The 19439-nt window shown below is 42.1% G+C and carries 23 protein-coding genes; 10 read left to right on the forward strand and 13 right to left on the reverse strand.

The annotated features are described in order from the left end of the window. Nucleotides 1–112: 112 nt before the first annotated feature. The 4 genes from GPA07_RS18910 to GPA07_RS15835 form a co-directional block, all read right to left on the reverse strand. On the reverse strand, nt 113–361 hold the full coding sequence (locus GPA07_RS18910; protein ID WP_232532060.1) for a hypothetical protein: 249 nt from the start codon (nt 359–361) through the stop codon (nt 113–115). Between the two features lie 232 nt (nt 362–593). Beyond that, on the reverse strand, nt 594–1004 hold the full coding sequence (locus tag GPA07_RS15825; protein WP_157292944.1) for a DUF6508 domain-containing protein: 411 nt from the start codon (nt 1002–1004) through the stop codon (nt 594–596). Nucleotides 1005–1144: 140 nt separating this feature from the next. After that, nucleotides 1145–2542 (reverse strand): 23S rRNA (uracil(1939)-C(5))-methyltransferase RlmD, encoded by a 1398-nt coding sequence (gene rlmD, locus GPA07_RS15830; RefSeq protein ID WP_157293165.1) that lies wholly within the window; start codon nt 2540–2542, stop codon nt 1145–1147. A gap of 96 nt (nt 2543–2638) precedes the next feature. Continuing rightward, nucleotides 2639–3505 carry a DNA-3-methyladenine glycosylase family protein gene (locus GPA07_RS15835; protein WP_071167896.1) on the reverse strand — a complete coding sequence of 289 codons (867 nt, stop codon included), beginning with the start codon at nt 3503–3505 and terminating at the stop codon, nt 2639–2641. Nucleotides 3506–3936: 431 nt separating this feature from the next. Here GPA07_RS15835 and GPA07_RS15840 point away from each other — a divergent pair, with 431 nt between their 5' ends. From GPA07_RS15840 to GPA07_RS15850, 3 genes are all read left to right on the forward strand, one after another. After that, the gene (locus GPA07_RS15840) at nt 3937–4446 is read left to right on the forward strand and encodes a stress protein (protein WP_157292945.1); all 510 of its coding nucleotides are present in this window, start codon (nt 3937–3939) and stop codon (nt 4444–4446) included. Between the two features lie 133 nt (nt 4447–4579). Then, nucleotides 4580–5539, forward strand: coding sequence for a magnesium/cobalt transporter CorA (gene corA / locus GPA07_RS15845; protein WP_157292946.1), 960 nt, complete (start codon nt 4580–4582; stop codon nt 5537–5539). 33 nt (nt 5540–5572) lie between these two features. Further along, on the forward strand, nt 5573–6067 hold the full coding sequence (locus GPA07_RS15850) for a DUF2716 domain-containing protein (protein WP_157292947.1): 495 nt from the start codon (nt 5573–5575) through the stop codon (nt 6065–6067). 34 nt (nt 6068–6101) lie between these two features. On the opposite strand, the gene pdaA is transcribed toward GPA07_RS15850, so the two are convergent. Then, a complete protein-coding gene (pdaA, locus tag GPA07_RS15855) occupies nt 6102–6881 on the reverse strand; it encodes a delta-lactam-biosynthetic de-N-acetylase (protein WP_442859336.1) in 780 nt (259 codons plus the stop codon). Nucleotides 6882–6995: 114 nt separating this feature from the next. After that, the gene (locus GPA07_RS15860; protein WP_003218031.1) at nt 6996–7187 is read right to left on the reverse strand and encodes an SE1561 family protein; all 192 of its coding nucleotides are present in this window, start codon (nt 7185–7187) and stop codon (nt 6996–6998) included. 158 nt (nt 7188–7345) lie between these two features. Between GPA07_RS15860 and yfkAB the strand changes: the two genes are divergently transcribed. The 3 genes from yfkAB to GPA07_RS15875 all read left to right on the forward strand — a co-directional run bounded on the left by yfkAB (nt 7346) and on the right by GPA07_RS15875 (nt 10418). Further along, on the forward strand, nt 7346–8467 hold the full coding sequence (gene yfkAB / locus GPA07_RS15865) for a radical SAM/CxCxxxxC motif protein YfkAB (protein WP_157292949.1): 1122 nt from the start codon (nt 7346–7348) through the stop codon (nt 8465–8467). A 7-nt stretch (nt 8468–8474) separates the two neighbouring features. Further along, a complete protein-coding gene (locus GPA07_RS15870; protein ID WP_157292950.1) occupies nt 8475–9311 on the forward strand; it encodes a mechanosensitive ion channel family protein in 837 nt (278 codons plus the stop codon). A gap of 387 nt (nt 9312–9698) precedes the next feature. Then, entirely contained in the window at nt 9699–10418 is a 720-nt protein-coding gene (locus tag GPA07_RS15875) for a YebC/PmpR family DNA-binding transcriptional regulator (protein WP_007496614.1), read from the forward strand. A 374-nt stretch (nt 10419–10792) separates the two neighbouring features. Here GPA07_RS15875 and GPA07_RS15880 read toward each other — a convergent pair whose 3' ends face one another. The 3 genes from GPA07_RS15880 to GPA07_RS15890 form a co-directional block, all read right to left on the reverse strand. Beyond that, the gene (locus GPA07_RS15880; protein WP_071167902.1) at nt 10793–11575 is read right to left on the reverse strand and encodes a YfkD famly protein; all 783 of its coding nucleotides are present in this window, start codon (nt 11573–11575) and stop codon (nt 10793–10795) included. 67 nt (nt 11576–11642) lie between these two features. Next, nucleotides 11643–12710: a calcium/proton exchanger gene (gene cax, locus GPA07_RS15885; RefSeq protein ID WP_157292951.1), complete on the reverse strand. Its 1068-nt coding sequence runs from the start codon at nt 12708–12710 to the stop codon at nt 11643–11645. 65 nt (nt 12711–12775) lie between these two features. Then, complete coding sequence (locus GPA07_RS15890) at nt 12776–13153, reverse strand: OsmC family protein (RefSeq protein ID WP_008357720.1); 378 nt, start codon at nt 13151–13153, stop codon at nt 12776–12778. A 75-nt stretch (nt 13154–13228) separates the two neighbouring features. Between GPA07_RS15890 and GPA07_RS15895 the strand changes: the two genes are divergently transcribed. Together GPA07_RS15895 and GPA07_RS15900 are read left to right on the forward strand one after the other, a co-directional pair. Next, the gene (locus tag GPA07_RS15895) at nt 13229–14392 is read left to right on the forward strand and encodes an MFS transporter (RefSeq protein WP_157292952.1); all 1164 of its coding nucleotides are present in this window, start codon (nt 13229–13231) and stop codon (nt 14390–14392) included. A gap of 14 nt (nt 14393–14406) precedes the next feature. After that, complete coding sequence (locus GPA07_RS15900; protein ID WP_008357716.1) at nt 14407–14916, forward strand: GNAT family N-acetyltransferase; 510 nt, start codon at nt 14407–14409, stop codon at nt 14914–14916. A 206-nt stretch (nt 14917–15122) separates the two neighbouring features. Here the strand turns inward: GPA07_RS15900 and GPA07_RS15905 are convergent, their stop codons facing one another. From GPA07_RS15905 to GPA07_RS15915, 3 genes are read right to left on the reverse strand one after another with little or no spacing between them, the layout of a single operon-like run. After that, complete coding sequence (locus GPA07_RS15905) at nt 15123–15941, reverse strand: YihY/virulence factor BrkB family protein (RefSeq protein WP_071167904.1); 819 nt, start codon at nt 15939–15941, stop codon at nt 15123–15125. Between the two features lie 18 nt (nt 15942–15959). Next, complete coding sequence (locus tag GPA07_RS15910) at nt 15960–16292, reverse strand: YtxH domain-containing protein (protein ID WP_008357711.1); 333 nt, start codon at nt 16290–16292, stop codon at nt 15960–15962. Nucleotides 16293–16312: 20 nt separating this feature from the next. Further along, complete coding sequence (locus tag GPA07_RS15915) at nt 16313–16783, reverse strand: low molecular weight protein-tyrosine-phosphatase (protein WP_008357709.1); 471 nt, start codon at nt 16781–16783, stop codon at nt 16313–16315. A gap of 173 nt (nt 16784–16956) precedes the next feature. On the opposite strand from GPA07_RS15915, the gene GPA07_RS15920 reads away from it, so the two are divergent. Next, nucleotides 16957–18312, forward strand: a complete 1356-nt coding sequence (locus GPA07_RS15920; protein ID WP_157292953.1) for an alanine/glycine:cation symporter family protein — start codon at nt 16957–16959, stop codon at nt 18310–18312. 75 nt (nt 18313–18387) lie between these two features. Then, nucleotides 18388–18606: a DUF1128 domain-containing protein gene (locus GPA07_RS15925; RefSeq protein WP_008357705.1), complete on the forward strand. Its 219-nt coding sequence runs from the start codon at nt 18388–18390 to the stop codon at nt 18604–18606. 304 nt (nt 18607–18910) lie between these two features. On the opposite strand, the gene GPA07_RS15930 is transcribed toward GPA07_RS15925, so the two are convergent. Then, a complete protein-coding gene (locus GPA07_RS15930; RefSeq protein ID WP_008357704.1) occupies nt 18911–19429 on the reverse strand; it encodes a type 1 glutamine amidotransferase domain-containing protein in 519 nt (172 codons plus the stop codon). Nucleotides 19430–19439: the final 10 nt, after the last annotated feature.

Consider the following 19439-nt stretch of genomic DNA (forward strand, 5'->3'; position numbering starts at 1 on the left):
CTGTCTCAAAAACGGGGGTCAGTCCCACATGTCCTTACCTTTTTCTTTAGATGCTAGTTCATCTCTATCATCTTATCTATCAATCCCATCTGCTCAACAACCTTCATATCATTCATAAAACGCTGCAAACTAATTTTCTGCTCTTTTTTTGTAAATCTGTTGAATAGCCTAAGCATAGATTAAAAATACTATCTAACCTTTCTCCGAATCCACTATAAAAATAATTCGTCAGTTCGCCATTATTTTCACTTGCAAGAACCACAACTGTAGCCATCTCTAATACATATTCTATATTTTCTTCAGAAATCGTCCGATCCTTTTTCTTTGCATTAATGAATTCATTGCTATGAATAGAACTCATCCTACCTTCAAGTAAATTGAGTATAGACTTCTTATAAATGACATACACTCCTTTAATTAGGACCATATGGATCACATAAAATACATTCTACACGTTCATCTTCTTTTTCAATTTTTATTGCATCTCATATAATCATATTTTATTAATTTCTTCTATTTTCATAGGAGGAAAAGCGTCGGCTGCCTCTGTTTTACTTTTCATTCGAACCTCCAATAACAGTAATAAACCTCTCTTACTCCAAACAATCCAATCTTTCAAGCCACTTTAACATGGCTCCGCTTTTAAAGAAATTGAATATGACACCATCGCAAAATCGTTCAGCTCTCACAACCCCCGTCACGAGAGCAAGTACACACTGCGCATTTAAATCTGAAACGTCCACATTCTCCAAATCGTCCATTTCCCATTCAAGACCATTTTCTTTAAGAATATCTGCGTAACGGGTAAGCTCCATATCCTTATTTTGTTCTTCAAAGGTATACACATCATTGATAAATTGACGCACCATTTCGGAATAATTCACAAAGGGCATTTGAATCGGATGTTCAGCTGTTCCATCATTTTCTCGATCGATTACCCAAACTCCAATACGATTCTCCTGAAGCATCGGTATGTATTTTGTCAGAATCTCGAATTTGTTCATCCTTATCCTCCTCCTCCTCCATTTTCATCAAGATCAAATAACCATTGAAGCCTTTTTATCTATTTTCATTCTATAGAAAACCCATGACTCTACAGGAGAGTCATGGGCTGTTTGAACCTATTTTAAATCATAAAAAGCCTTTATTTCCCTATCCTTGACATTGATACAACTGTCTCCACATGCGCCGTATGCGGGAACATATCCACTGGCTGCATGTATTCGATTTTGTAGTCTTTTGACATGTATTCGAGGTCTTTTGCTAGTGTGGATGGGTTGCAAGAGACGTAGACAAAGCGTTTTGGTTTGACTTGTTTGACGGTGTCTAAGAAGGTGCGTTCGCAGCCTGTTCTTGGCGGATCGACGACGATGACGTCAGGGCGGAAGCCTTCTTTGACCCATTTTGGGAGCCAGTGTTCCGCTGTGCCTGTCACATAGGTTGCGTTTTTCATGCCGTGTTTTTTGGCATTTTTCTTGGCATCATCAATGGATTCTTTGATGACATCCATTCCTCGTACTTCTTTTGCGCCATCTGAGAGCCACATGCCGATTGTACCGACGCCGCAATACGCATCGACGAGCTTTTCTTTTCCTGTCAATTTGGCCGCTTTTTTCGTTTCATCGTAAAGCTTTAATGTCTGTTTCGGATTCAATTGGAAGAAGGCACGTGCACTTAGTTCAAATGAGACGTCTCCTAAAAATTCTTGGATGACCATGTTGCCCGCTAAGTGCGATGTTTTATGCCCAAAGATGACGGACGTTTTTTCGCCATTGATATTGTGCATAATAGACGTCACTTCTGGCAGACGTTTTTGAATGGCTTCGGCGATTTCTTTTTTCTTTAGAAATTCCGGCTTCGACGTGACAAGAACAACTTGAACTTCACCTGTTTCAAAGCCAACCCGTACGACAATCGACCGAACATCACCTTTTCTTGTTCGTTCGTTGTAAACCGATACGCCGAATTTCTCTAAAATTTTGCGGACAACGCCTGTTGTTTTGTTCGTTTTTGGATGCTGGACGATACATTCCTTGATCGGTACAAGCTTATGTGAATTCAGTCCGTAAAGACCTGCGATGATGTCGCCGCTATGTGATCTTCCTACTTGGAACTGACTCTTATTCCGGTAGTGCCACGGGTCTTCCATGCCAATCGTTGGTCTAATGTCTATCTTTTCAACCGACAGCTTTGTATGCCGCTCCATTGATTGAATGACTATATCGCGTTTTTCCTTTAGCTGCTGCTCGTATGCCAAATGCTGAAGCTGACAGCCTCCGCACTCTTCGTATACTGGGCACGGCGGTTTCACTCGATGCTCTGAGCGCTTGCGTACTTTCCTAACCGTACCTTCTGCATATTTTGCTTGAACATTTACGGCTTCAACGACCACTTCTTCACCTGGAAGCGCACCTGGGACAAAGACCACTTGCTTTTTAAAATAACCGACCCCTTCTCCATTAATTCCAAGGCGTTTAATGGTAAGCGGGAACTGCTGCCCCTTTTGTAGAAGGGCACCTTGCTGTTTTTCTTTCACGTACATTCTCTCCGTTCTATTTAAACCTTCATAGGTTGTCCTCATTTTATTCCATCTGATTAGTATATCACGACTTGGACAAAGAGAGAAAATGCCTTTCATTTATTCTGTCTCAATGCTTCTCCATAAATAAAGAGATGCGTAGCTTAAATACGGAGCCCACTCCTTGCTTAAAACTGCCATCTCTTCTTTTGTTGGCTTTTCAGGCAAGTCAAAGTGACGTTTAATCGCATTTTGAATCCCGATATCTGCCATTGGGAAAAGATTCGGTCTTCCGAGTCCATTCATGAGGACATTTTGAACCGTCCAAGGTCCAATCCCTCTAATTGGAAGCAGACGTTCCTCCACTTCCGCATCAGGTAAATGGTGTAATTCCTCTAAACAAAGAGAGCCGCTCACAATTCTTTTCGATACATCAATGACATATTCTGCTTTCCGCTGACTGAATTGAAGCTTTCTCAAATCGTCTGTTTCAAGTGATGCGATGGTTTCAGGTAAAGGATCGAACCACACGCCTTCTATTTGTTCACCGTACGTATGGACAAACCGTTTTGTCAGCTCATAAGCAAATGCAAGATTGAGCTGCTGATGAATGATGCATTTCATCAAGCAATGATATAGATGGAAATCCAGCATAAGCGGCATTCCGATATGACGTTCAAAAATGGATGCAAGATTTGTTTGAGAAAAATGGTCTTGCACAACGTGTAGTTGATGCTCCATTCCAAATATCCGCTTCACTTCAGAAATGATAGGTTCCTCCGGGCCGTTTGCTTGCACCCGGAATGCAGGCGCTTCTTTTGTTCCTGTCGCTTGAACTTCCACCACGTATGGTTTTTGATCCAGCCTCATCGGTACTTTCATTTCTCTTTTGTTCAAATCGACTGCCTTTAATGGATCACTCGATAAGCGTCTCATCACTTGATCGAAGTCATAAGGCGGCTCAACCACCAGCTGTTTTTCCCACATGTTTTTCCTCTTCCTTTCTGCAAACACACGCTGATGCGATTGTTTCACTTTGCATGAATGATTCTCTCTATTGAATACTTTTAAACATAAAGAGTACAAGAATTTATCAGTTATATCTTCCTGATTTGTGGTCATTCTCCTTTTGGATAGATGAAAATTTTTAGTCTAATTCAGCTAAAATTCGACAGCACCCTTCAACATTTCAGGATCATCTTCCTTAAATTAGAAATAGAACCTCTGGGTGATATCTTCCATTCCAGAAATATTTGTATAATTATTACATATCAAGGAGGTGAACAAAAAAATTAGCGGATTAGGCAATTATTTGTTTCATCTTGCAGGAACATATTTACCTCATTGATCACAGGCTTCACCTAGTTTCACGTTTTACAAAAAGAAGACCCAAAATTTAAAAACAAAGGAGATTACCAATGAAAAAAACTATTCTTTCTGTTGCCCTTGCCACTGCTGTTTCTTCGACACTACCAGTATTCGCTGACGCTGCCGAGCAAAAAACTGCTCCAGTTTCAACTACTATTCAGCAAACTGTTTTAAACAAAGCTGCTGAAGGGAAAGCTGGGACAACTGCTAGCCCGAATGTCAATGTAAACTTCGATGCACTTGGCATTGCGAATGCCATCGTTAACGCTGTCAATGCAAATGCTAACCGTTCTGGATTCGTTAAAGGCGTAATGGAGAGCACGTTCTACGCTGCTGGTGCAAGATACAATGTCATGGTTTTTAACCTTAGCCAAAACTATCAAGACCGCTTTAATGGGGTTAAAACTTTCGCAACTGTTCAATACGGAAAAGTTGTTTACGGTATTTGGGTTTTTGAAAGCGGCACATTTAAAAACAATGGAGATGGCGGCTGGGATAACTGGGCATTCAGAGGCTGGTTTGACCGTCAAGATAAATTTGTTACATTCCGTCGTCCTTAATCATTATTTTAACCATCAATCATACACGCACATTGAACCGATCTCAGTGATGAGATCGGCTTTTTTTTGTGATGAAAACGTATAAGTTCACCTGTGCTGCTTCATGATATAATGCAAGTCTGGAGGGGTGCTCATGCTGAAGAAACTTGCAGTGACAAAAAACGGCGACTTGATTGAACATGCAACATTGCAGCAACTTTCAAGCCCCGATATCGCCTGGTATTGGATTGATTTTTATGCGCCAACGGAAAAGGAAGCAGCACTGTTAAAGGAATATTTTCAGTTCCATCCGCTTGCGATTGAGGATTGCTTCCATTATTTACAGCGGCCGAAGCTTGATTTTTATGATGGGTATTTATTTTTCGTCCTTCATGCCCTCAATCAAAAAACACTTCGATCTGAAGAAGTCGACCTGTTTGTTGGAGAAAACTATATCGTAACTTTTCATTTGAAGGAAGCGCCCTACATTGATCGAGTCATTCGAAAGCTCAAAGGGTCTGATAAAGCACGAGAGAGCGGACCTGAGCATATGGCTTATATGCTGATTGATCAGCTCGTCGATGATTATTTCCCTATTATTTATCAAATTGAGGACAGGCTCAATGAAATCGAGGATGAAGAAGGTCATAAAACGTATGGCACATTGATGAACGAAGTATTTGGGATACGATCCGATTTGCTCAAACTACGCAGAACCATTATCCCGATGAGGGACCTTTTATATCGAATTGTAAACACGAATATGATGAAAAGCGATGCAAACCGGCAAGCATATTTTAATGATATTTATGATCATCTGTTGAAACTGACGGAGATCGTTGAGTCGAATCGTGATATGACGGCAGATTTAAGAGACAGCTATCAGACGCTGAATTCCAACCGAATGAATGCAATCATGATGACACTGACCATTGTCTCGACTATTTTTATTCCATTGACCTTTATTGTTGGAGTGTACGGGATGAACTTTGATAACATGCCTGAATTACACTGGAAATATGGCTATTTTGGTGTACTGATTTTCATGGGTTTGCTTGTCTCAGGGATGCTGTTGTGGTTTAAACATAAAGGATGGTTTAGGATTTTCAAATAGTTTTTTGAGAGAAATGCTTGAAAGGGAGATACTATGGAAAACTGGATTCCACTGACAGAGAAAGAACTAAAGTACGCATGGAAAACATTTGATCAAAAGTTTAAATTGAACCCTAGCATCTCTCGCTTTCCCGGTTTTCAAGCACCATCTCCTTACATCACATATGATATCTCTGCTTATTTCGAGGACCCTTCTCTCCTAAGTGCGGATGAAGACCTTGAAATGAAGGCACTGCTGTCTTTTCAGGAGAATATCACCGGAACCGACGAATATATGCAGGTACTTGATTGGCAGCACGAATGCTATTGGATCACACCATACGGCTCATTTGAAAAAGATGAATTTGGAGAATGGAGAGTTCCTGTGCTCCCAAATGGAGATTACTATTTCTTTTTATCAAAAGAGATGACCTGGGGTTTACTAGGACATCCTTGGGAGCAAAGCATAACGATTTTCGGTGAGGGCTTGATTGACTCCTTTACTCGTCATCGTCCCCTTTTGTTCCAGCGTAAAATAAGAGAAGGATAAGTCAAAAAGCTTGCAGATGTCTGCAAGCTTTTTTCTATAGCTGAGGCAGATGCCATACTTTTTCAAGCATGAGATCGTCTAGGCTTTTAAAGGAATAACCTTGTTTTTTCAGTGCTGTGATGGCATCATCCAGTGCCTCTGCATTGTCTCTTGAGACAGTATGAAGTAAGTAAATGGCACCTGGATGCGCCTGTTTCATCATTTGATTGTACGCATACTGCTTTCCTTTTTGATGATGGATATGCCAATCCACAAACGCCACTGACCAGAAAACGGTTTGGTAGCCGAGCTCTTTTGTTTCCTTCAGCACCCTTTCACTGAACACCCCGCGCGGCGGACGAAGGTAGAGATTATCTTGTTTTCCTGTGATTTTGTATACTGCTTCATTGACACGATCCAGCTCTTCTTTGATTTCCTTCGTACTTTTTGTTGTTAAATCTGGATGGTGATAGGAATGGTTACCGATGATATGTCCTTCTTCTGCCATCCGTTTGATCAGCTGCGGCTGATCCTTTACGAAGTGCCCGGTCACAAAAAAGGTGCCGGGTACTTGATGCTTTTTTAGCACATCTAAAATCTTGGGTGTGTACCCATTCTCATAGCCATTGTCGAATGTAAAATAAATCTCTTTCTTTTTCGTGTTTCCTAAATAGAACGCATCATATTTCTTTAAGAGTGTCGTCAGTTCCTTACCGGCATCTGCCGGTTTATGCTCTTTGCTTTTAGCAAATCCCCAGTGGATGGGCTTATTAGACACTGCTGATACTTCTGACAGAGGCATCAATACAAAAAGCGCACATAAACAGATCAGCATGTATTTTTTCATTTACGTCACTTCCCGGTTTTTCTTCTATTGTGCAGAATATGCCGGGTACTCATACGCTTTTTGACCTGCCAATTTAAAGAAAAAAGCCCGCATCAGCGCGAGCTATTCTTCCTTCCAATCGGTTTTAAACCGTTCATATTTCGCTTCCAGATCGTCAATCATCTGGATCAGTCTGTCTATATCCTCAACGTCCGTTGATTCGGGATCTAATGAATCAATCACATTCATAAACATATCTAATCGGTTTTTTAAATAATCCACCTGTTGTTCTTTGCTGTCTGCTGCCTTGCCCATAGATACACTCCCTTTAGCATTTGTCTATAGCTTATCTTTTTTTCCCTTGTAAATCAATTGAGCCCCTCCCCCCCCCTTGCGTATAACGGTCATGGGGCTTAAAATTAACTGTTGGCGGGTCTACGTTTGTTTGCCCGAATGAAAAGGAGATAGATACCATGAACCAAAAAACAGCACTTCGTCCGATCACACCTGCATTCGACCCTTGGGAAGCCTATCTCGATGTGCAGGATTACGGAGAAATGAAGCTGACAAATATTGAATTGACGACAACAACTTTATGTAACATGAGATGTGAGCACTGTGCGGTTGGCTATACTTTGCAGCCTAAAGACCCAAATGCACTGCCACTTGATTTGCTGCTCCGCCGTTTAGATGAAGTACCGCTCTTGCGTTCCCTTAGCATCACAGGCGGAGAGCCGATGCTTTCTCTTAAATCTGTACGCGAATATGTCGTACCTTTATTAAAGTATGCCCATGAACGCGGCGTCCGTACCCAGATTAATTCAAATTTAACACTTGATTTGGCTCGATACGATGAGATTATTCCATACTTAGATGTCCTTCACATTTCACATAACTGGGGGACTGTCGAAGAGTTTGCTACGGTTGGTTTTGCAATGATGGACCGAAAGCCAACCTTTCAGCAGCGCGAGAAATTGTTTAACCGCATGATTGAGAATAGTCAGGCACTTGTGAAAGCGGGTGTAACCGTATCTGCTGAAACGATGCTGAATAAGCGTACGCTTCCTTATATTGAACACATCCATCGTCAAATCGTGGAGGAGATGAAATGTCAGCGTCATGAAGTTCATCCGATGTATCCAAGTGATTTTGCGAGCGCCCTTGAATCATTGACGCTTCCGCAAATGCGTGATGCGATTCATCAGCTGCTTGATATTCGTGATGAAAACACATGGATGCTGTTTGGCACCTTGCCATTTTATTCATGCAGTCCAGATGAAGAAGACCAGCGTCTCCTAAAGCGATTGCGTCAGGCGAAAAATGTCACTGTACGAAATGACCCTGATGGCCGCTCTCGGTTGAATGTGAATATTTTTGATGGGAATATTATTGTAACAGACTTTGGCGATACACCGCCGCTTGGAAATATTGAAACTGATACATTGCAATCAGCCTATACACGCTGGATGAACACAAAATTGGCGAAAGAACTCAATTGTCATTGCCCAAGTGTGCAATGCCTTGGTCCAAATGTTCTTGTGAAAAACAGTTATTATCAAGATGTTGATTTTACTTCTCGTACAGCCAGGGGGTAACCGATAGATGGACGAAACATTTCTGACAGTGGTCAAGAACAAATACATTGAAATTCTCCTTGTTGGCCTCATTCTTTGGCTTGCCGTCTTTATGATCAACAAAGCGCTTCAGATTTTCTTTAAACGCACTGAATTCATTGAAGACAAGAAGAAAAAAACGATTGAGAGCTTGATCAAATCCGTTTCAAAGTATACAGCTTCCATTTGTTTTGTCTTATATGTGATTTCTCTATTCTTTCATGACTTTGGGAAAATTCTTGCGGGTGCTGGTGTTGCTGGGATTGTCATTGGTTTTGGCGCTCAGACCTTGATTCGTGATATTTTAGCCGGCATCTTCCTGATCTATGAACGCCAGATTCATAAGGGGGACTATGTAACGGTCAATAATCTTTTTAACGGAACCATTGAAGAGATTGGCCTTCGCTCTTTGCAAATTAGAGAATGGAGCGGCAAGCTGTTAACCATCTCTAACGGAGACATCCGGCAAATTCAAAACTACAATATGCACTACATGCGAATCACCGAGTCTGTCTTAATCAGTGCAAACCAAAATCCTGACATTGCTTTCAAGGCGCTAGAAACAGCATGTGATCAGTTAAATCAAACGCATCATGATTTATTGAAAAAAGATGAATTCCAAAACGCCATTGAACCCTTCCAGGTTCATGGCATTATGGGACTCAATAAGTTGAATCGCGGGATTGAGATCACAGTAAAAGGAATGGTCGAGGATGAAAAATACTTCGAAGCCGCCCTTGCTGTGAGAAAAGAAATGATCAAACAACTTCATCAGCATGATGTGAAATTGCTTGAGGATCTCGTCTATCCACAGCCTGCAACATAACCTCATTTGTGATGGGGTTATGTTTTTGGTTACTTTTTGTTAACCGGTTAATTATAATATTATTTAGTTTATCAATAGGAAGGATGTTTTTATTGATTTCTTTCATCAAGCAAATGTATCAAGAGGTGTTAATCGAATTAGATATTCTCCAGACTATCAGCAAGTAACTGATGGGAAGATCTCTTTCCTTGATAAATTTAAAAAGCGTCTATCTACATTAAAAGTCATGACAAAACAGCTTGGGCACATTAGGTGATGATTCTCTGTTTTTCAGCCCTCTTACTTCTACCCTCTTGACTGATTCATGTATAATAGAAGGCAGATTGATTTCATGCAGCATGGGGACCCTCATACTGTGTATTTACTAATTGAAAGAGAGTGAATAAGATGGGTCGTAAATGGAACAACATTAAAGAAAAGAAAGCATCAAAGGATGCCAATACAAGTCGTATTTACGCAAAATTCGGGCGTGAAATCTATGTGGCTGCCAAGCAAGGTGAGCCAAATCCAGAATCAAACCAAGCACTTCGTTTTGTCCTAGAACGTGCAAAAACATATAGTGTCCCAAAACACATTGTGGACCGTGCGATTGAAAAAGCAAAAGGCGGCGCAGAAGAGAACTTCGATGAGCTGCGTTACGAAGGATTTGGTCCAAACGGATCTATGGTGATCGTTGATGCCCTGACCAATAACGTCAACCGCACAGCGTCTGATGTTCGTGCAGCATTTGGGAAAAACGGCGGAAATATGGGCGTCAGTGGATCTGTTGCTTACATGTTTGACCAAACAGCGGTGATCGGTGTCGAGGGGAAAAGTGAAGAAGAAACGCTTGAACTTTTAATGGAAGCAGATATTGATGTACGTGACATTATGGAAGAAGATGATACGGTGATCGTCTACGCTGAACCAGATCAATTCCATCAAGTTCAAGAAGCGTTCAAACAGGCAGGCGTAGAAGAATTTACTGTCGCTGAAATCACAATGCTGCCTCAGAACGAAGTGACATTAGATGATGAATCGAAAGCACAATTTGAAAAACTCATCGATGTATTAGAAGAGCTTGAAGACGTGCAGCAGGTTTATCATAATGTGGATTTAGGGGAATAATCAGCTAAGCCATCGTGGTTGTTGGATTCATTCAACTTCTGCGTTGGCTTTTTTATTGTCTAGGTAAGGTTTACGTTCTACTCAAGACCATGTAATATGAAGAAAGAGTCGTTTCCACAAATAACCAAGGAGCTGAGTTTCATTTTTAAAACATGGTGGTTTTCGTATTATGGCTTTATGATCCTCCCTCTTATTGGCCTATGCTTAATTTTCAACAATTTGACGATATTCACTAAAGTCTTTCTCTTTCTTTTCTTTGTATGGTTTTTATATAACGCCTTTGATTTTTACATTCATGAAATGAAAAAGAAAAAAGATAGGACATCTTAATCAAAAAACAGTCATCTCCCCTTGGTAAGAGGAGATGACTGTTTTTAATTCATCCCTTGAAACCCAAACGTCAGGTGATCCTGAACAGGAATCCAAGCGCCGATTCCTTGTGATGTCACATTTTTCACGACAAGTTTGCGTTTATTTCCCTTGAGCACAAGATACACTTCTCCGTAAGTAACCTTTCCTTTTTCGTTAATGGCTGGAGCGTATGCATGCAGGGATGCTGCTTTTTTCGGAGATACGTGGTAGGACTGATCTCGCTTTGTTCCTGCACCAATCACTGTGTCGAAGGCGAGCGGAAGTTTTGTTTTTTGGATGGCTTTTTGCATCATCAATGTTTTCACATCTTCTGGGTTTGGTACTTTTGCTGTGAGCCCTCCACTTACTTTTATTTGTTGTTTTTGCACATATTTGCCGATGGCTGTTTTGTTTCCGCCTCTATTATCAATGTGATTCGTGTTCACTTTTTTGTATTCCCAATTGGCGACGGTTTCGTTTGAATCATAGCTGAGTGCCCATCTTCCAAGAAAAATCGTTGCCCTGTAGCCAACTGCTAGCGGTGTACCTGAGATACTGGATTCATTCAGCATTTTAATTAAATGTGTATTTTCAATTGGTACACTTGTTGTTTTAAATAATTCGGCCGTCAGCTCGCTCGGCTGTAGCAGCGGTTGATCCTGTGACGCATTTGGATACGTATTTTCCTTTGAGATACTGGCGACAGACGATGGCACCTTAAACGGCTTTGCTGCCTCGGCTGGAAAGCTGTATAGAAAACTTAAGGATAAGAGAACAACAAACATGATGCGGGGCATCTTTTTCATATCATCACTCTTTCTCATTCATTTTTCCATAGTATTTTCCCGAAAGACGTCCCTTATCCACAAAAGATTATAAAAGGAAAAATCCAATCGCCATAATGAAATAGGCAGCAAGTAATGTGGCGCCTTCAAACCAGTTCGTATCCCCATCATTCGATAGGATGACCGTCAGTAAAACAGAGGATGCCATCGCAATAAGCTCTGGTAATGAGAAGATCAGCGGCATTTGCTTTTCAAAAAAAAGAGAGCTGATCACAAGGATCGGTGCGACCATCATGGCAACTTGAAGCGTGGAACCGAAAGCAATTTCGACCGCGACATCCATTTTGTTTTTATACGCCATGATGATGGCAGAAGCGTGTTCTGCTGCATTACCGACAATCGCAACAATGATGACCCCGATAAATAGTTCACTCCAGCCAAACTGTTCTCCGACTGTGTCAAATGTATGGACGAGCCGCTCTGAAATATACGCCACAGCAATTGTCGCAAGGAGTAAAATCGCCGTGGCAAACTTCCCAGACCATTCTGGTGTTTCTTCTTCCGTCGCTGCTTCCCCTTCCGCAATTTCCTGCTTGGCAACATAAACACCCCTGTGGCTGACCAGTTTGAAATAAAGTGCTGCGACATAAAGCAAAATCATGACAATGCTAATGCCAATACTTAAAACAAATTGTCTATCCTCTGCCATCTCCATTGAAAACACTTCTGGAATGACAAACGCCACAATAATGGCAAACATGAGCAATCCGGCGTTATGCCTTGCATCATGGACGTTGAACTCTTGCCGTTTAAATTTTAACCCGCCAACGAAAAAAGACAGCCCTGCCACGAGCAGTAAATTCCCGATCACCGAGCCAGTAAGTGAAGCAAGAACAATGGCAGTGAGCCCTTGTTTTAATGCAAAAAATGAAATGATTAACTCCACTGCATTCCCAAAAGTAGCGTTTAACAGCCCGCCAATTCTTGGTCCCGCTATAATGGCAAGACTTTCTGTGGCTCTTCCCATAAAACTAGCAAGACCGATGATGGCGATACAATAGACGGCAAACATGGCTGCCTGCGGGAAATGAAGAAAACTGCCAATGACAGATAACGGAACACCGATTGCGACAATCACAAGAAACAAACGATTCATACAGCCAATCTCCTTTACATCATATCTGACTGTTATTCTTTCGTGAGTGCCGGCATCATATACATTTAGATTCGCTCGTGTGAAAGGGTGATGTCGATACTTCCTTTGACGGATTGCACCATGGAACAATGCTTCAACGCAAGCTTCATTCCTTTTTCCAGCTGTTCATCAGATGTATTGATGCTTTCTAAAATCATATGTAAGTGAATGCGGGTGATGTTGTTGACAGTCCCTTCTCTTGTCGTTTCAGGTACGATAGTCAGCCTTTGATAAGATATTCGTTTTTTCCGGCATACATGAATGAACATTTCTCCAAAGCATCCAGCAATGGCTGAGGTAAACAATTGATGCGGCCGGTATCCCGCTTCTTTATTTCCTGAAATATGCAGCAGTCCATAATCAGCATTTGCGATCCAGCGATCATTTTCATATGTCAGCTTCATTCCTTTTCCACCTTTCTATTGAAACCCCTATGGTTACATTGTACGATGAAAGCATGAACTTGTAAGGAGCTTCTGATGTCGAGAATTCATTTTATGATTTTAATTTTACTTGTATCCGTTTCTGGTTTTTCGCAGGGGGCGTTATTGCCTGTTATTTCGATTATTTTCGAACATGCCGGCACTTCCCCTACGTTAAACGGACTGCATGCCACAGGCTTATATCTTGGCGTGCTGCTTGCGTCTCCTTTTATGGAAGCGCCACTTCGCCGGTTCGGGTTTAAGCCATTGATCGTCATTGGAGGCGCTGCTGTCTTTTTAAGCTTGTTTAGCTTTGTCTTTTTTGAATCCTATGTCGTCTGGTTCTTCTTGCGGCTCATGATTGGCATCGGTGATCATATGCTTCATTTCTCCACACAAACGTGGGTCACCTATGCATCGTCTTCTAGTAATCGCGGACGGAATATTTCATTGTACGGGTTATCCTTTGGACTCGGTTTTGCCGCTGGTCCTTTTTTAACGCCGCTCATTGAGATCAATCCCTCCCTGCCTTTTATTGTGACAGGAGCCGTTAGTTTATGTATTTGGCTGCTTGTATTTGTTTTAAAAAATACGTATCCAGATACAGGCGACATGCAGACGTCAGAGCAGACAAATAGCCTAAAGCGCTTTAAAAAGGCCTTTCAATTTGGCTGGGTAGCGTTTATGATGCCGTTTTGCTACGGCTTTTTAGAAACGACGCTCAATAGTAATTTCCCTGTGTATGCGCTAAGAAGCGGGGTGACGATAGATGCTGTTGCATTTATTTTACCTGCGTTTGCGATTGGGAGTATTGTTTTTCAGCTTCCTCTCGGTATGCTGAGCGACCGGTTCGGCAGACGCCGCATGATTTTAGTCGTCACACTCGCTGGCTCATTCTTTTTCCTTTTGGCAGGGATTTTCATTCAGTCCGTTTTGGCTGTTGCGATCTGTTTCTTTATCGCCGGTATGGCTGTAGGCTCTACTTTCTCACTCGGCATCAGTTATATGACCGACCTATTGCCAAAGCATCTGCTTCCTGCAGGAAATTTGATGTGCGGGATGGCGTTTAGTGCAGGGAGTATTCTTGGCCCGGTTCTTGGTGGATTTTTTGTGCAAACGTTTGAGGGGATAAATTTACTTTATCTTGTCAGCCTCGTTATTTTATTTGTGTTTTGTTGTGTTCGATTTGGGAAGATGCTGGCAGTGGTTGAAAGTAACTAAATGGAGGATCTATTTTGTTTACATTTAACATTTCAGATGACTTAAAATTGGCGTGTTTACAAGTAGCGGATGCAGAGGCATTATTTGCACTTATCCAGCAGAATAAAGATCACTTGGGAGAGTGGCTACCATGGGTGAATCACTGTCATCGCATAGAAGATGTTCAATCATTTATTCAATCTGCCCGCACTGCCTATGCTGAAAAAAAAGATATAGAAGCGGGTATCGTATTAAACGATCGATTAATCGGTGTATTCCGCATGACGTTTCAGCATCCGATAGGCAATATTGGGTATTGGATTGGTGAAGATGCGCAAGGGCAAGGTATTGTGACCAAAACAGTGAAATTTATGACAGATGCCTTTGCTCCTGAAGTCGATGGATTTGAAATCTTTTGTCCTGTTGGGCATGTCAGAAGTGAACGTGTTGCGATGAAAGCAGGCTTTCAGCTCGATCCAAACTATCAGCCAAAGCCTGATGCAACTTTTCTCCTGAAACGTTATATACGGATATTGAATCATTAAAAACTCCCCTGCACCTATGCAGAGGAGTTTTTCACCTAATGATACCCATTTTGCCCATTCGCACTTCCGCTTGTTTTGTGCTTTGGCTGATGGCCTTTGTTTTGTTTTGTGTTGCTTCCGCCTTTTTTCGATTGTTTGGACATATGTGATTCCCCCATCCGTCAAGATTGAACACGTTCGTTCTTCTTTAGGATGCCCTGTTTTCTTTACAGCTTGCCTGGCATGATTTTACGCTTATGTAAAAGCGCATTGAGCTCGCCTCCGAGGATAATCATGATGCCGGTTAAATAAAACCAGATCATTAAGATAATGATTCCCCCAATGCTTCCGTACATCGCACTATAGTTGGCAAATTCGCCTACATAAAATGAGAACAGCATGCTGACGAGAATCCAGCCAACAGATGCGAATATGGCGCCCGGCAGCACAAATTTCAATTTCAGCCTGATGTTAGGGGCAAAATAATATAGGGATGTAAAAACAATCAGTAAAATCAGTGGACTAATAATCCACCTCATCGCTGTCCAAATGGTCAGAAACGCATCGGACTGTCCGACTAATTTGGCGAGAAATAAGCCAAGCTCTTTTCCAAAGACAGGCAGCATTAAGGCGAAAATAATCGTAAGAACCATCGCAATGGTTAAGATGATTGATGTTAAACGTACGAGAATGAAGGAACGATTTTCCTCAACTTCGTATGCGTGGTTAAATGCTCTAACAACGGCATTAATGCCGTTGGATGCAGACCATAAGGCGGCAATAATCCCGAAAGATAATAATCCCCCGTTACGGTTGTTCAGCGTCTGTTCGGCAATGGACTCAATCATCGAAAGCGCTCCCTCTGGCGCATAACCAGAAATCACGCTTAAGACATCCTTTGACGTTAGCGGCAAATAGCCAACAAGCGTCAGCACGAAGATGAGAAACGGAAATAATGAAAGCAAAAAGAAGTACGCAAGCTCAGCTGATTTTGCCGGTCCTTCATGCAGCAAAAAGCGTTCAATTAACGCTTTAACAAAACCCATACGTCTCATCTCCAATGATCAGTCTTTCTGTTTCGTTCGAAAGTGATCCTTTGTTTCTTCAATAATCTCTAATACTTTTGGGGTTGTTTCCTTTAACTGATTGACCTGTTCATTTAAAAATGATAAATCATCTGAGACCGTTCTCATCAGCTGCTTCGTTTCTTCCATTTTTTCTTTCACGCAAGCAGACATTTTGCCTGGCTCCTGGCGGTATTCATCCAGCTTTTGCTGGCAGTCATTCCATTTCTCTTTCAGTGCAACCCTTGTTGGCCGATGAAACAATGTCAGCAATATGCCACAGGCTGCGCCTATGACGGCTCCTCGAAGCATGAGTTGATTATTCTCTTCCATCTCATCTGATCTCCTTTCAGTTAAAGGTGTTTCTCTTTTTTTACATACGTCAAAAATCGATCAATTCCTGTCTCAATTAAATCATGTACTTCCTCAAAGTTCCCAGTGTAATAAGGATCTGGTACATCATCTCGATCGTCGTCTTCTACAAAATCAAGAAGACGGCCAATAAAGTGATGTTTTCCATAGCCGGCTATACTGCGGAGAGCCCCTACATTTTCAGCATCCATCGCAATGATATAGTCATATGTGGTGATGTCCTCATCCCTGATTTGTCTTGCGGTCATTCCTTCATAGCTGATGCCTTTTTCATCCAGCAGCTTTCGTGTTCCTTCATGCGGAGGACTGCCTTGATGCCAGCCGCCAATGCCTGCTGAATCAATGACAAAGTGCTCACTCAGTCCTTCGTCTTCTACTCGTTTTCTAAACATCGCTTCTGCCATCGGTGACCTGCATATATTGCCGAGGCATACGAATAATACATGAATCATCCTTCATTCTCCTCCTATCTTTTCCCTAAGAGTCCCTTTCGAAAACCTTTTCTCTATCATATCAAGCTCTTTTTCTTTTGGAAACTTTGCAAGAAAAACTCCCATCGGCATTGACACATTATACAAAAAAAGGTGACACTTTAGGAGAATTGCACAAAAAAAGGGGGATACTTATGGGATGGGTTGAACAGTTTGTCAGCAGGATTAATGATGTATTATGGGGACCGCCGCTTTTGCTTTTCATTGTGGGAACAGGGATTTACCTTACCTTTCGCGTGCTTTTTATTCAAATTAGGCTGCTCCCCTATTCGCTTAAGCTTGCATTTTCAAAGCAGGATAAGACTTCAGAAGGTGATATTTCTCACTTCCAAGCATTAATGACAGCTCTTGCTGCTACGGTTGGAACGGGAAATATTGTGGGGGTCGCCTCTGCTGTCATTGCCGGCGGACCAGGCGCCGTCTTTTGGATGTGGTTTGCAGCGTTCTTTGGAATGGCGACAAAATATGCTGAAGCTGTTCTTGCAGTCAGATACCGCGTAAAAAATGAAAAAGGTGAAATGTCTGGCGGACCTATGTACTATTTGGAGCATGGTTTAAAGCAAAAATGGCTTGGGGTGCTGTTTGCTGTGTTTGGCGCTAGTGCTGCCTTTGGGATTGGAAACCTCGTGCAGTCTAACTCCATCTCAGGGGTCATGTATTCAACGTTTCACATCTCGACATGGGTGACAGGGATCATCATTACCGCCTTTACGGCACTCGTGATTTTAGGCGGGATTAAAAGTATCGGCCGTGTGACGGCTATTTTTGTACCCGTCATGGCTTTATTCTACGTCATTTGCGGGCTGATCATTCTTGTTATGAATGCAGATCTAGTCCCAAGCGCCGTCGGGCTCATTTTCTCTGATGCCTTTACAGGTCAAGCCGTTGCTGGCGGTGCCATCGGAACGGTGATCCGCTGGGGTGTGGCACGAGGCGTATTTTCCAATGAAGCAGGTCTTGGATCGTCTCCTATTGCTGCAGCTGCTGCCAAAACCGATATGCCTGCTCGCCAAGCCCTTGTGTCGATGACACAGGTCTTCATTGACACAATGATTGTTTGTTCTATTACCGGGATTACGATTGTGATGGCAAACATGTATCAATCAGGGAGCAGTGATGCACTCACTTCCGTTTCCTTTTCTTATTTCCTCGGTCCAATTGGTTCAATTATTGTCGCCATCGGCTTATTGTTGTTTGCATACTCCACCATCATCGGCTGGTCGTATTATGGGGAGAAATGCTTTACATACTTAGTCAAAGACTCGCACGTGATGTATTACCGGATTCTATTTGTCATCGCCGTCTTTTTTGGCGCTGTGTTTAAAAATGACTTTGTCTGGGGCTTGGCAGATATGCTCAATGGGCTGATGGCTATTCCAAACTTGATTGGCCTCATCGGTTTATCAGGCGTGGTCGTATTTGAATCCAAACGAATCATTGATAAGATCAAGCAGGAGAAAAAGGAGAAAAACATTTCAGTCTCCTCTTAATAGCCCTTTTATTCTTTTGCATTTCTGTTAAAATAGACATATTATTCGACACATGCAGGAAAGGACGTGCCGCCCTTGTCACAGCCAAAAGCGGCTGAAGTCAATCAGCTGATTGAAGACATTTCGCAAAAGCTAAACATGCTGAACATTGGAGTCATCAAAGCCGAGGACTTCAGTCCAGATAAGTATGAAGATATTGAATTCCTTCACCAAATGGTGATGAAAAAATCTTCATTCAGCCCAAGTGAAATGCAGGCCATTGCAAGCGAGCTGAAAAGCTTAAGAAAATCATAATGGAAAAAGAATTGCCGCGCATGTCGAGATGATCTTGAATGATGCGCAGAAAAAGTCAGCACCGTAAAAGTGCTGACTCAGATTGTTGACAAAGGGCTAAAATGAACTTTATTTTAGCCCTTTGTCTTCTTTTCAGCGTGATAGAAAACCTTTGCAGTCTAGGAAGAACGAGTACCGGCGCGGAGCGAATTTGACATTCGTGAGCACCAGCACGCAGGACTGACAACGAATGCGAGGGTTTGTCTACACGCTGAGTCAGCACCGTTAAAAGTGCTGACTTTTTTTATGCTGTCACAACTGCCGCTTATTTCGCAAGCAGTTTTAATGCTTCACGGTTAAATGCTGGAATGTCGTCTGGTGTGCGGCTTGTCACAAGCTGATCCTGACAAACGACGACTTCTTCGTCTTTGAATTTCGCGCCTGCGTTTTCCATATCCACTTGAATGGATGTATAGCCGGTCGCGCCTCTTCCTTCCAGCGTCTTCGCTGTAATGAGCAATTGCGGTCCATGACAGATCGCAAATACTGGTTTTTTCTCGTCCATAAAGGCTTTTGTGAATTGCACGTAGCGGTCATCTGCACGCAGAATGTCAGGTGAGAATCCGCCAGGAATGAGAAGTGCATCGAAGTCTTCTGGCTTCACGTGATCAATAGACGCATCCACTCTCACTTCTGCCTCTCCTTGCTTCCCTTTTACTGTTTTACCTTTTTCATTTTCAATCACTGTGATCTCATGACCTGCGTCTTTAAAGGCTTTTGCAGGCTCGGTGAATTCAACATCCTCAAAGTAATCTGTTAATACAACTGCAATTTTCTTACCCATGTAGAAACCC

The sequence above is a fragment of the Bacillus sp. ms-22 genome (assembly GCF_009759805.1).
Taxonomy (GTDB): domain Bacteria; phylum Bacillota; class Bacilli; order Bacillales; family Bacillaceae; genus Bacillus; species Bacillus xiamenensis.